10 protein-coding genes are annotated in these 13,008 nt (G+C 56.9%); 6 read left to right on the top strand and 4 right to left on the bottom strand.

Features of this window, described 5'->3' with window-relative positions; genetic code table 11:
• Window positions 1-31: 31 nt before the first annotated feature.
• Entirely contained in the window at window positions 32-1,198 is a 1,167-nt protein-coding gene (locus tag KI792_02675) for an SPASM domain-containing protein (protein MBV6631920.1), read from the bottom strand.
• 285 nt (window positions 1,199-1,483) lie between these two features.
• Between KI792_02675 and KI792_02670 the strand changes: the two genes are divergently transcribed.
• Complete coding sequence (locus KI792_02670) at window positions 1,484-2,056, top strand: hypothetical protein (GenBank protein MBV6631919.1); 573 nt, start codon at window positions 1,484-1,486, stop codon at window positions 2,054-2,056.
• Window positions 2,057-2,185: 129 nt separating this feature from the next.
• On the opposite strand, the gene KI792_02665 is transcribed toward KI792_02670, so the two are convergent.
• Both KI792_02665 and aceA read right to left on the bottom strand, forming a co-directional pair.
• A complete protein-coding gene (locus KI792_02665; GenBank protein MBV6631918.1) occupies window positions 2,186-2,428 on the bottom strand; it encodes a hypothetical protein in 243 nt (80 codons plus the stop codon).
• A gap of 105 nt (window positions 2,429-2,533) precedes the next feature.
• The gene (gene aceA, locus KI792_02660) at window positions 2,534-3,841 is read right to left on the bottom strand and encodes an isocitrate lyase (protein MBV6631917.1); all 1,308 of its coding nucleotides are present in this window, start codon (window positions 3,839-3,841) and stop codon (window positions 2,534-2,536) included.
• A gap of 380 nt (window positions 3,842-4,221) precedes the next feature.
• Between aceA and KI792_02655 the strand changes: the two genes are divergently transcribed.
• The 5 genes from KI792_02655 (at window position 4,222) to KI792_02635 (ending at window position 9,861) form a co-directional block, all read left to right on the top strand.
• Entirely contained in the window at window positions 4,222-4,959 is a 738-nt protein-coding gene (locus tag KI792_02655) for a hypothetical protein (GenBank protein MBV6631916.1), read from the top strand.
• A 169-nt stretch (window positions 4,960-5,128) separates the two neighbouring features.
• Window positions 5,129-6,625 (top strand): hypothetical protein, encoded by a 1,497-nt coding sequence (locus KI792_02650; GenBank protein ID MBV6631915.1) that lies wholly within the window; start codon window positions 5,129-5,131, stop codon window positions 6,623-6,625.
• An 89-nt stretch (window positions 6,626-6,714) separates the two neighbouring features.
• Window positions 6,715-8,157: a DUF2083 domain-containing protein gene (locus KI792_02645; protein MBV6631914.1), complete on the top strand. Its 1,443-nt coding sequence runs from the start codon at window positions 6,715-6,717 to the stop codon at window positions 8,155-8,157.
• Between the two features lie 171 nt (window positions 8,158-8,328).
• Window positions 8,329-8,721: a hypothetical protein gene (locus KI792_02640; GenBank protein MBV6631913.1), complete on the top strand. Its 393-nt coding sequence runs from the start codon at window positions 8,329-8,331 to the stop codon at window positions 8,719-8,721.
• A 21-nt stretch (window positions 8,722-8,742) separates the two neighbouring features.
• Entirely contained in the window at window positions 8,743-9,861 is a 1,119-nt protein-coding gene (locus tag KI792_02635) for a hypothetical protein (protein MBV6631912.1), read from the top strand.
• Here KI792_02635 and KI792_02630 read toward each other — a convergent pair.
• Window positions 9,818-13,003: a glycosyltransferase gene (locus tag KI792_02630; GenBank protein ID MBV6631911.1), complete on the bottom strand. Its 3,186-nt coding sequence runs from the start codon at window positions 13,001-13,003 to the stop codon at window positions 9,818-9,820. The two genes, KI792_02635 and KI792_02630, sit on opposite strands and share 44 nt — an antisense overlap.
• Window positions 13,004-13,008: the final 5 nt, after the last annotated feature.

Genomic DNA, 13,008 nt, shown 5'->3' with positions numbered 1-13,008 from the left:
GTTCCCCCGGCTCTTTGGCCTTCTCAGCGATCTATTCGGCCGCGACCTGCGGCGCCATCTTTGGTGTGGCGATATCCCGGCACCATTGTGCCACAGCTTCAACGCCTTCGCGTTCAATTAGTGCATCAACATGTGAAAACACCGACTCCCAAACATTGCATAGCTCCGTCCTGCCATAGGGGGAGCCAGTGTGATGCACCGCTTCAGACATGCAGCCACCCTGGCAGGAAGCGAGCCATTTGCAGGACCGACACTTCTCGTCGAAATGGTCACGACGGTTGGCTAGCCCTTCCCAAACTTCACGCTCAAATCGGCCCTCAACAGCGTTGCCAAGCTTAAACTGGTCACTATCTGCCATGTCGAGGCAGACATAGAGGTCACCATTCGGGTCCAAGTTAAGAGAGACAAAGGCGCAGTTCTTCTGGAACGGGCAACCAAAGTTAGCCTGGTACAGCCCCTCATCCTGCGCGATATCGGAAAGCCTGGTGGTCAACAGCTGATAGAGCGGCTGAACCATCACCCGGCCCTTCATAGCCCAGGCATCAAAGATATCAGTATAGAGCGTGGCTAATTCCGGAACAGTGGCAGCCCCAACGTCCCGACCGCCATGGAAAACCGCTCGAAGGGTTAGGTCGTAACCTTCCTCATTGGCGATCTCATACTCTGCCATCGCATTGGGCAAACCCTCGGCATCCACAACAAAGATCGCGGGTGCATTGAGGCCGCGGCGGCGTTTTAGCTCTTTCCGGCTCTTATTCATCATGGCGCGGTACAGCTCTGGCGAGCCCTTAACCGTGCGTTGTGAGCCGAAGTTGTCGACCGACGTACTAAGCCGATGACCAAACAAGGTTTGGAGTGCAGCAATGCGGTCGGATGAGCCAATAAGGTTGGTTTGGCACCCATCGGTGACCACATCGAACATCGAGCCAAACCGGTCACGGGCGTAATAGACTGAGCGGCGCAGCTGTGCCTTGGGCACAAGCATGATCTCACCACCGACATACTGAATAGAGAGGTGACCGCCATCGCCCTGGCGCCACCCCATTAATGGCAGCACCTCCTCTGCGATGAAGTCGACGGCACGCGCGTAATCCGCCGCACTCATGTAGCGGTCTGGATATTCCTGCCATGATGAGCAATAGCTGCAATCAGCGTTGCAAGCCTTGGTCATCCGCATATGGAGTGTAAAGCGCTCCATTTCCCCCCGAAATCGTCAGCCCGTTCAATCCCTTAACTGGCTGAAAGTCATGTAGACCGCCAAACGGCCCAGACTAGACAGACGTGCCTAAATGGCGCCGTCTGACGGCATGAAAAAGACTATACCCGAGTTTTTGCTTTGTTTCACGGCAATCACCACCGACAAACGAAGCGTTTACTGGCGACATATGATATCATGGCGAAAATGTGGCTAGACGCAGTTAGCAAACGCCACGCTCGGGGGTTTAACAGCGATCAGATGATGCATTTGACGGGAATGCAGAAGATGAGAACGCCGCGCCGCAAATCGCTGCGCAACGCGCGTCAGCGTGGCCTAACGCTAACCGACACTATTCTTGTTTTGGTCATCTCTGGCATCCTGATTTCCGGGGTCGGCATCTTGTTTTTGCGCGGGCTCACCGACACCAAGACCAATGTCGGTTTTCAGCAATTCATCTCGATGCAAAAATCCGTCCGCGAACTCTATTCCGGCTCCGCAAATTTTGCCGGCCTCGACAACACCGTGATGGACAACTCCGGCTTTGTCCCGCCAGACATCAAGACCACAACAGTTGGTGAGTTCAGGAATACCTGGGGCGGCGAAGTCATCGTTGAGACCAATGGCGGCACACCCGACCGGTTTGATATCGCGTTCGAAGGCGTTCCGTCTGAGGCCTGCTCTCGCATCATTTCCTACAGCGGTAATCAGACCGGCACTACCGATGGGCTGGACTCCATCATCGTTACGGCCAATGGCTCTGATACGACATTTAGCAGCTTCCCAACCGATGTTGCTGCAGTCGTGGCCGCCTGTGATGACGGGTCCGATGAGGCCACCATGCGCTGGGTTCTCTACTAATCATCAGCGCCAAGCTTTAGCTACACATAAAAAAAAGGGATGATGCCGAGGCACCATCCCTTTTTGCTTTAGCCCGGCCATCCAGCGTGCACGGACCAAAATTCGTTAATCCCTAACTCAGACCGTTGTTCAGGCGCCCATTGGTTCGCGGGCAATCGAGAACCGCGCGGTGCAGATTGAGCGGCTTGCCTCTGATAGCGCCTGCCATTCTTTGCGCGCCTGGCGGTAGCAATCGAATGGGCCGACGACGCGACGGGTTTGCTCAACGATCTGCTCAAACTTGGTGTCGACATACTCACCGCCGACAATCCAGAAGCGCTCGCCCATGCTTGGCTGCGTTGAAATCTCTGGGTTGTAAGTACGGTTTTGCATTGGTCTTCTCCTCTGCGTTACGCGCCTTCCGGCACCTGAATAGTGTTCCTTTACTTTGGCTTTGGACGGGCCGGGTATCCGGCCCGTCAGCCAATTGTTATTGGATTAGAATTGTTGGGTTTCGGTGCTCTCGCCCATGGCGGTGGTGGAGCTTTCGCCCGCTGAAATCGCCATGCTGACCGCATCGAAGTAACCGGTACCGACCTCACGCTGGTGACGGGTAGCGGTGTAGCCATCCTTCTCAGCGCCGAACTCAGCCTGCTGCAGCTCAGAGTAAGCAGCCATGCCGCGCTCTTTGTAGCCTTTAGCCAGCTGGAAGGCAGCGTGGTTGAGGGAGTGGAAACCAGCCAAGGTCACGAACTGGAACTTGTAGCCCATGGCACCCAGCTCACGCTGGTACTTCGCAATGGTTTCGTCATCCAGGTTGGCTTTCCAGTTGAAGCTCGGTGAGCAGTTGTATGCCAACATCTTGTTCGGGAACTTCTCGTGGATCGCTTCAGCGAACTTACGAGCATGATCCAGGTTCGGCGTGGACGTCTCCCACCAGATTAGATCGGCATACTCAGCATAGGCCAGGCCACGGGCGATGCAGCGATCAACGCCATCATCTGGGCTTGGCTTCAAGCGGTAGAAGCCTTCTGGGGTGCGGCCGCTCTCGAAATCGATAAACGGTGCATCACGCTCATCATGATCAGAGGTGATCAGTTGAGCAGACTGCGCATCGGTACGGGCAACCAGTAGGGTTGAGGTACCGCATACATCAGCCGCCAGGCGTGCCGCGTTTAGGGTACGAACGAAGGTCTTGGTTGGGACTAGGACTTTACCGCCAAGGTGGCCACACTTCTTCTCAGACGCCAGCTGGTCTTCGAAGTGAACGCCAGCGGCACCGGCCTTGATCATGCCCTTCATCAGCTCAAAGGCATTCAGCGGGCCACCGAAGCCAGCCTCAGCATCGGCAACGATTGGCGCATACCAGTGGGTTGGGTCATCGCCCTTACCATCCATACGCTCCATCTGGGCGATCTGGTCGGCACGCTGCAGTGCGTTGTTGATCCGCTCAACAACCATTGGCACAGAGTTGGCCGGATAAAGGCTTTGGTCAGGATACATTTGACCAGCGATGTTGGCATCGGCAGCGACCTGCCAACCGGAGAGGTAAATTGCCTCAAGGCCAGCCTTAACAGCTTGCACAGCCTGGTTGCCGGTTAGGGCACCCAATGAATTTACATATGGGCGGGTGTTAAGCAGCTCCCAAAGACGGCGGGCAGTGTGCTCGGCGATCGAATAATCGACTTTCAGCGTGCCACGCAGGCGCTCAACATCACGCTCGGTGTAGTCGCGTTTGATGCCGTCAAAGCGGCGAGCATGGATCTCAGCAGTATCTGCTGCCTGGTTCTGATCTAGCGGTGCCATTGTTCTAAACCTCTCAAAAAACGGGCAAAATTGGGTTTCTCTTACAGCGTCGCCCACTATTTGGGTAAGGCGCTAGTTTCTTCCTCAGCGGCCAAACCGGCCGGATGATTTCTGGGTGCGCCCGCTTTCCGGGTCGTTCTATTAATCGTAAGCTGGCAAACTAAATCCCGCGATGCAACAAAGCCGATTGAAAAAGCGGTCACATTGAAAATGTTGATACAATTATCTTTGTGTAATTTGTAAATTTGTAAATATTGAGGTTGATTTCTGCCCCTTGGCCAGACCGCCGAACCCAACACTCAATACATTGAAAACATGACAATCTTGCCGCCGAACCCGCATAGTAACCGGCGATACAGGCACCAGGACCTTGCTAGCCAATGCAGCCCAGCGGACACATGCAGCATGACGGCACCTCGTCAAATCTCGACGAGCTAGCCAAGTGCCTGATCGATCCGCGCTTCCCACGCTGGAATCGGGATCGCCCGATGGGCAGCCCGGCGGAGCTTACCTTCAGCTTCCGTCGCGACCGACCCCATGATGCCTATATCGATAAGATCCGCGACTTCCGGGTCTTCACACCAGAGATGGAAGCCGCCACACGCAGCATCCTTCGCCTGTTTGAGGCCAATACGGGCCTCCGCTTTACCGAGGTAACGGGCGATCCCGCCAGCCAATATCTGGGGGGCGAGCAACGGGGACATCTGGCCTTTGGGATGTATAGCGAACGGGATGACGTGCCGAGCAACATTCCTAATGACGGCGAATCCCTGCCCTTACCGATCAAGCAAGACCAGCGGGTCGATGTCTGGGTCAACTGGACCAGGGCTGATGACGAGGACCTAGTTCCAGAACCGGGCAATGACGGTTACTTCCTACTGACCCATGAGATTGGACATGCTCTGGGGCTCAAGCACCCAGGCAAATACGGAACCTTTGATGTTGGGCCGTTTCTGCCCGTCGCACTGGACCACACGGGAAACACGGTTATGAGCTATCGGCATACCGCCCCATGTGACGGACCAGCACCGCTGGATCTGATGTCGTTGCGCCAACTCTACGGCACTGGCGATAAACCAATTACTGATAAGCAGTTGATCTGGCTGGATAGACTTTGACCCAGGGGCAGACCGCCACACTGGCACCGCTCGGCAACCCATGATCACATTTTCCGGACGATTCGAACTGCGTATTGGCGCAACCAGACCATCAGCGTAAGAAGCATAGCTAACACACCAGACAACAGCCCCAGCTAGCGAGGATTGAGATATGTCCGGCGGCCTTACAATGTCTGATAACGCGCAAAGCGCAGAGATATCATCCCCACACGCTGTGACCTGCGCCTGCAGCCACTGCAAGATATCAGCAGTCGAGAAATCATCCGAGCTGGGTTTCAATGGCCGTGATGTGCCAATTGATGGGAATGGCGATCCGGTACTCACCGCTGATCCCATCATCAACGCCCTTGTAGGATCTGGTGAGTTCCGTTGGAACTGGCGTTTGCCAATCGGCACGCCAGTTGAAGTGACCTACAGCTTCCGCAACTCAGAGCCTGGCCCTAACTACTTCGATACGATCAATGACTTTCGGGTCATGACCGTGGAGCAGCAGATCGCCGTCCGGCAGATCCTAGACCAGTATGCCGCCAATACCGGCCTAACCTTCCGCGAAGTAAGCGCGGAAGATGGTGGCGATATGAATTTCGGCCTCTACAGCGGCCGAAACGGCATCCCAAGCGGCATCCCCAATGACGGTGAGGCAATTCCCCCGATTGAGAACCTGAATGGCAGTGGCGACGTTTGGATCAACTGGACCCAGGCCGACGCGGAGGATTTCGCACCCAGCCCGGGCAACCAGGGTTACTTCCTACTGACCCATGAGATCGGTCACGCCCTCGGCCTTAAGCATACGGGCAATAACAGCTTCTTTGACTCAGGCCCTTTTCTACCAGCGGAGTTGGACAATACCGCCAACACGGTGATGAGCTTTAATCAGACCGTTGGCACCACCGGCCCGGCCCCCTTCGATTTTGCCGCACTGCAGGCGCTCTACGGCACGGCAGGCGGTGCGTCTGCTGTCGATACGTTCCAGCTGTTCTTTGATCCGGCGATTACCTTCCAAGTCACAGAGGATTTAGTCCCGGTCGCGGCCAACACCTACTTGATCGAACTCGTACCCAGCATCCGATCCCATGAGTTTAAGGCAACCAACGCGAACGAAATCATTACGGGCGCCGCCAACCCCGATGGGTTTGAGGCAATCACCGCACTGGGCGGTAATGACATCATCTATGGCCGCCAGGGCACCGAGGTCATCTATGGCAATGTTGGCGCCGACCAGCTATTCGGCGGCCAGGATCGCGACACCTTGTTTGGTGGCAAGGATGGCGATCGTCTCTTCGGCAATAAGGGTAATGACATCATATACGGCAACAATGCCGAAGACCGCGTATTTGGCGGCCAGGGAGACGATTTGATCTTCGGCGGTAAAGGCGCTGACACCATCAATGGCAACCTTGGCAACGACACCATCAACGGTAACCGCGGCAATGACATCCTGATCGGCAATGACGGGGCGGATCAGTTTGTCATGCGGGCCGGCGGCGGCATCGACACCCTCGTCGACTTCAATGCCGCGGAAGGCGATACGCTGAACATCATTGCAAGCCAGGTGACAGCAATCTTCACCGACACCTTCGGCAATACCCAGGTGCAGTTCTTCGATGGCAGCATCCTAATCGTCGCCGGTGTGGATTCCTCCGCCATCAGCCCGCTTATTGGGTAGCGAGTCACACTGATAAATTTACAAGCCTGACGGCGCCTCTATACTGGCGGTTATAGGTGTTTACACCGTAATTAGGACAGTGGATCGCTATGGAAGCCAAGGCCATGCTGGGGCACAAGGTTCGACGCCTGCGTCGCGACCTGCAACTGACCCAAGCGCAGATGGCGGAAGATCTCGGTATCTCCGCCAGCTACCTCAATCTGATTGAGCATAACCAGCGGCCCGTCACCGTGCCGATCCTGCTCAAGCTTGCCCAGATTTTTGAAATCGACCTGCAAAGCTTTGCCGAGGATGAGGAGTCCCGCCTAAAGGCTGAACTCACTGAAATCTTTGCGGACCCTATGTTTGAGGCGAGCGAGGTTCGGAAAACCGACCTCCGCGACCTGGCGAATGTGGCACCAGGCATCGCACGGGCGGTTCAGACCCTCTACAGCGCCTATCGCGGCACGCGACAGGATTTGGAAAACCTAGCTGAGCGTGTGGCGGACCAGGAGCAGTTGCAAAACCTCGATATCCAGGTGTTCCCGGTTGAGGAAGTGCGCGACTTCTTTGAGGCCAGCCACAACCACTTCCCAGTCTTGGAGCAAGCGGCTGAGAACTTCTGGGCCGAGGCAAATATCAATCCAGACCACCTGTATCGCGGCCTGACCGACCATCTGGAAAATACCCTGAATGTGCGGGTGAAGGTCATGCCCATTGATGTGATGGGCTCCCTTCAGCGGCGCTTTGATCGCCATGCAAACCGGGTCCTGTTGTCAGAAATGCTACCCCAGACCGCCCGCAATTTTCAGATCGCGACTCAGATTGGCTACCTGACGCAAACTGAGGCGATCGACGACATCATCAGGGCGGCCGATTTCAGCAATGACGATGCGAAGCGACTGGCGCGCCTCGGCCTAATCAACTACTTCGCCGGCGCCATTCTGATGCCGTATCAGCGCTTCCATGAGGCAGCGAAAAAGCTGCGCTATGATTTGGATGTGCTGTCACGGCGCTTCCACGCCAGCATCGAACAGGTATGCCATCGCCTCACCACCCTGCAGCGGGCCGGGGCAAAGGGCATTCCCTTCTTTCTGATTCGGGTCGATAAGGCTGGCAATGTCTCCAAACGCTTTAGCGCCGGCGGGATGCGTTTTGCCCGCTATGGCGGCGCCTGTCCGCGCTGGGCTGTCCATGATGCCCTACGCCAACCGGATCGCTTCCTCACCCAATTTGGAGAGATGCCAGACGGCACCCGCTACTTCTCTATCGCTTGCCAGATTGGTAAGCCGAGCCTGGGGCACCACCTGCCCGCCAATGAGTATGCCATCGGCCTGGGCTGTGAGATCAGTCATGCTAAGGACCTGATTTATGCCGACGGTATTGACCTAGGCAAGACCGCCAAGCCCGTCCCCATCGGAGTCAATTGCCGCCTGTGCGAACGCCTGGATTGCAGCCAACGTGCCTTCCCACCGCTGAACCACCGGCTACAAATTGAAGACCATCTGCGTGGGCAGTCACCCTATGGCTTCTCCCCCGTGGTTGAAGCCTAAGGGAACCAGGCATTCGGCTATGCGAGTTGCCTGGTTTGGAGCGGCCAATTAAACCTTTCTCTACGGCCTTCGAAGCCCACCCCGCCCGTTAGTGGCAATTTCCCGCGCGAGAGCCTATGCTATCTCTGTGCATCATATACCTATTACCGCTTGTTACTTTCGATGATTGATGTGCTTATAAGCCCAGGGAAAACGCCGATCATCGTTGGGGAGGAAGAGGATCTGAAAGGGATCAGCCTCCTTGTCATCGGGGAAGACGGCAAATCAATCTGGATGGAGCAAGCGGACACCACCCGCAAAAACCTTGGAATCCTAGCGGATGAGGTCATCACCGGCCTAAATGACGGTTTTGACGAAATGGTGGTAGCAGCGCTCGATGGGGATGACCTCGCATGGTCTTACGCCGTTGATTTCGGCACCTTCCGGAACCCGCCGCGGGCACTCCTCGAGGAGACGATCCAGCGGCTTATGGATGAGATGGCCGATCAAGATGTAACGTTCGCCGTTAGCCAACCGGCAGAGGACGAACGAGCAAGAAAGAAAAGAGAAAGGACGCGGCGCTAAGCCTCGTGAGAAAAACCGAAGATGTCAGACAGACCAAAACGTGCAATTCGCCTCGCTAAAGCTGTTAAATCACCAAAAGTGGTTGCCATGGGGGCCCTCGCCATCCTGACCCTTGGCGGTTGCGCGACCGTGACACCACAAACCGGCGCTCAATCCACTGTGCTGCGAACTGGCCCGCTGGCCGATGCCCGCGCTGGCGGCAACTACACCTTGCCAGCTTACAACGCGCCTGAGACCACCGCTGGTCGTCCAATCTTCGGAACCTATCGAATTCCAAACCGCGTTGACCCTTATGGCCGCCGCGACTATGGCGCGAATAAGGACCGCATCACCCGCTGGCTTGGCGGTCAGGGCGTCTTTGGCGGCATCGCTGAGCAGCACCCAGAGACGATCCGTGAGGTCACGCGCGGCGCCCTGGATCGCGCGCGCCTTACCGAACGGCGCGAGCCATGGATGGATCAGGTTACCCGGGACAACAACGTATTTGCCCAGGGCGGCACGGTTGGCAGCTTCTCAGCCCTTATGGTCATGGAAGATCCACAAGACTTCGCAACGATCTATAAGAACCTCTTTGACCGTGCTACGGGCCCAAATGCCAATGAAGAGCGCACCCGCCTATTGCAGGCCTATCGCGACACCATGGCAGCACGTGAGAACACAGCCCTATTGCTGCAAGCCGACCCACGGGTTGAGAACTTTGTCGATTACGCCCGCTTAGAGCTTGGCCGTCGCCTATTGGGTGATGTCTTAGAGCGGTCTGGAGTGTTGGTCAGACGTGAGGTCCGGCAGGACGCCGTGCCAACATACGGCTTCTTGCAATCAACCGCGATTGGCCTCGCAGGGGCTCAAAGCCCTTATATCGGCCCAACGCAGTCCTTGCTCGCCGATGATCGCGCCCAGCGCTTTGGCGGTCATTACTCACCGAAAGCAGGTACTGAGGCACGCTATGTGCGCGGTATCTACCGCCAGATCCAGCGTGAGGCTCAGCTGTTCAACCAGAACCGCAATCGCGCTGCACAAGAGCGTCGCGATGCCAATGGCCCACTGATCATCGGCAGCGCCTTTGATCAGATCCATGATCCGAGCAAAGAAGGCGCTAACTGGGGTTCGAAACCGAGCCAACCAAGGCGTCGGGCTTAACCACTTCTTTAATCAGGCTACTGGCATCCGGCTGCGTCGGTCCCTTCGGCGTGGTGCGGGTGCGCGTTAGCGCCTTCCCAGCTTTTGGCCATTGCTCACGGCTCCACGGGCGGTATGCACGCGGCGGGCTTGCCAGGGCGAAGTTCTCGCTCTCTAACCCCAGATTGGGGTTGTAGCTTGGATCGACCTCTAAGAAGTCGCCCCATCGATCCAGCATCTCCTGCACTTCACTGTTAAAGCGCACGATCTTATCCGGTGTATCCTCAAGCCCGCGGCTAACCGACTCTAGGTGGTAGAGCTCAGCATGCGGGGTGTAGAGGTTGCGGTAACCAGCCGCGGCCACGCGCAGGCAGAAATCAATATCGTTGAAGGCAACGGCGAGGGTTTCATCCAACCCGGCCACCTGCTCATAAACCTCCCGCCGGACGAGGAGACACGCCGCGGTCTGGGCGGTGAATTGATGGGCCAATACCAAACGACCGAAATAGCCGGGTGCTGAGCGCGGGAAGTACTTATGGGCATGGCTCGCAACGCCCAAAAGACCACAGATGACGCCAGCATGCTGAACCGTGTCATTGGCGTAATAGAGGCGCGCACCAACACAGCCAATCTCTGGCCGCACCACATGGCGCACCATCTCTTGCAGCCAATCGGCGTGAATGACCTCAATATCATTGTTAATTAGGCCAATGATGCTGCCGGTCGCCTGCTCAGCGGCGAAGTTATTGATGGCCGAAAAGTTGAAGCGGCCACCAAAAGGCAGCACGCGCACCCGCTCATCCACCGATACCTGCTTGAAGTAGTCGAGGGTGGCCTGCTCTTCACTGTTGTTATCGACGATCAGCACTTCCAGATCGTCGTAGTCAGTGTCGTTCAACAGGCCATCAACACAGCCTTTAAGCAGCTCAACCTTATCCTTGGTCGGCACGATGAGGGAGACACGCGGCAGTTTCGCTGGCAGCCCGTGTTTGGCCCGGTGGAATGCCTCAATACCCAGCTCAGGCGCGGCGGGTACCATCTCAACCGGCATCCTCAGGCGCTTGAAGTGATCCTCCAGCGCCCGCTTGGCGGCATCGGCGGCGTAGTCCTTCTCCCCCGCCCCGGCGGCAACAGAACCGGCAATAGCACGCCAGTGATAGAGGATCAGCGGGATGTGGATGATCTTCTCATCCGGTACCTGTTCAATGATCCGCAGCAGCAAATCATGGTCCTGCGATCCCTCATAGCCAAGGCGCCAACCGCCCACATCACGGATCCGGGCGGCACGAATAACGGTGAGGTGGTTCAGGTAATTCTGGGTCCAAAACAGATCCCGGTCCCAGGCAGCTTTGAAATGGGGATCGTAGCGACGCCCCTTCTCATCCACCTTATCCTCATCACTATAGATGATGTCGGCGTCGGGATGTTCCTCCAATGCGGCGGCCACCATCAGCAGGGCGTGGGGGCGCAACACATCATCATGATCCATCATCGCCGCAAAATCACCGCGGGCCAGGCCAAACGCGTCATTCGTGGCGCCAGAGATATTCTGGTTATGGGCATTCACCTGAAGCTTGATGCGCGGCTCTTCCGCCGCCTGTGCCTCAAGGAATGCAATGGTGTCAGCATCACCGGCACCATCATCGACCAGGCATAGCTCCCAGTTCTGATAGACCTGATCGCGCACCGACTGGATGGCCTCCTGCAGTACATCCATCGGCGGCTTATAGACCGGCATAATGACCGAGATCAGCGGCTGGTCCTGCATGGTATCGGCATAGGCGCGCAGCCGACGCATATCCTCAACGCTGAGCGTGTCGTATTGCGCCACCCATTGGTCATAACCCTTAACCGGGCTGGCCGCCGCAGCGCCGCGCAACACGCGCTTGATTCCCCGCCCAATGGCCCGCCAATCGCCCTGACGCAGGGCGCAGAACAACCGAACCATCAGGTAGCGATAGCGGGCCACCCGGACCTTGAAGAAATGGGTCACGGCCCGCAGTGGTGCTGTAATCCGCCAAGACTTCGACGCGTAGGTGATCTCAAGCGTCTGCTTCAAGGCATCGCGCTGTTCAGTCACCGCTGCGATATGGGATTGGCTATCGACGATGGTGGTGCGGTGACGCACAGCCTCAGCCTTCAGCTCTTCCTCAAGCCCGTCGATGTAATCCTGCTTTTGATCCAGCGCCTGGTCGTAATCTGTGATGATCTGATTGATGCGGGTATCCCGCTCCTCAATCATCTGATCACGCGCCTCAAACTCGGCAATCATACCGGCGCTACGGCGGGCCCAATCACTCGCCTCATTCCGCGCGGTCATGAAGGCACGGCTTAACTCATTCACGATATCGGGGGCCGCGTCGACAGCCTCGAAATAGGCGGTTAACGGCGCGATATCATCATCCGTCAACGCCTCACCGGGGCCGAGGTTGAGAAGCCGCCGATAGAGCGCGACACAATCGGCCGCCAAACCGGCTGGCGGGTCGGCAGGTAGGTTGTGACGAAGGTCACTGGCGACAAACGCATCCGCATCCTCTGCCATGTCATCGAGGCTAACTGGCCATTCGAGATCGAGGCCCTTGCCAATGCGGCCGATGGTGGACCGCCAATCGCGTAGACAATCATCGTAATCGATGACCACACGCGGCATGCCACGGCTATCCCGCTCTGACTCAAGCGTATGCCGAAGCCATAGCAGCAGGGCGTTGTTGAAGCCCATGCCATCCCGCTTAATCAGCGAGTTAATAACCGCCATTGGGTGGCGCAGGCTGAGAATGACGGCAAGGTCACGATCGGTGGCGGTGGCCACACGCTGCCAAATCGGGATCAGTCGACAAATCTTGGGGTCTTTTACCGCCGCAATAGGATCGGCGAACTCATCCTCAATAACCGCTGCGAGGTCCTCAACCGCACGGCCGCCGATACCGCCGTCAAAGGCATCCGCAGGCAACGCAGACGGTGTGTTCCAGGCAAGACCAAGATGGTCGAACAGCGCTTCTTGGATCTTGAAGCAGCTTAAGTTCTCCCAATACCCCTTCGGATTGGCATCCTGGGCTGGCAGCATATCACCACCCAGATCGGCGCCCGCAAGGTTGACCAGACGGGTCACCAGCGACGTGCCGGAACGATGCATCCCTGCGATGAGCAATAAATGTTTGGCCATGATCT

It is taken from the genome of Alphaproteobacteria bacterium SS10 (assembly GCA_019192455.1).
Taxonomy (GTDB): Bacteria; Pseudomonadota; Alphaproteobacteria; order TMED2; family TMED2; genus TMED2.
Note: the sequence above shows the minus strand (reverse complement) of the source record. Positions and strands in the feature narration are given on the sequence as shown.

Excerpts from the sequence above, each read along its gene's own strand:
- KI792_02675 (MBV6631920.1), bottom strand. The coding sequence starts at position 1,198 with ATGGAGCGCTTTACACTCCATATGCGGATGACCAAGGCTTGCAACGCT.
- KI792_02645 (MBV6631914.1), top strand. The coding sequence starts at position 6,715 with ATGGAAGCCAAGGCCATGCTGGGGCACAAGGTTCGACGCCTGCGTCGC.
- aceA (MBV6631917.1), bottom strand. The coding sequence starts at position 3,841 with ATGGCACCGCTAGATCAGAACCAGGCAGCAGATACTGCTGAGATCCAT.
- KI792_02635 (MBV6631912.1), top strand. The coding sequence starts at position 8,743 with ATGTCAGACAGACCAAAACGTGCAATTCGCCTCGCTAAAGCTGTTAAA.
- KI792_02630 (MBV6631911.1), bottom strand. The coding sequence starts at position 13,003 with ATGGCCAAACATTTATTGCTCATCGCAGGGATGCATCGTTCCGGCACG.
- KI792_02665 (MBV6631918.1), bottom strand. The coding sequence starts at position 2,428 with ATGCAAAACCGTACTTACAACCCAGAGATTTCAACGCAGCCAAGCATG.
- KI792_02670 (MBV6631919.1), top strand. The coding sequence starts at position 1,484 with ATGAGAACGCCGCGCCGCAAATCGCTGCGCAACGCGCGTCAGCGTGGC.
- KI792_02650 (MBV6631915.1), top strand. The coding sequence starts at position 5,129 with ATGTCTGATAACGCGCAAAGCGCAGAGATATCATCCCCACACGCTGTG.
- KI792_02655 (MBV6631916.1), top strand. The coding sequence starts at position 4,222 with ATGCAGCCCAGCGGACACATGCAGCATGACGGCACCTCGTCAAATCTC.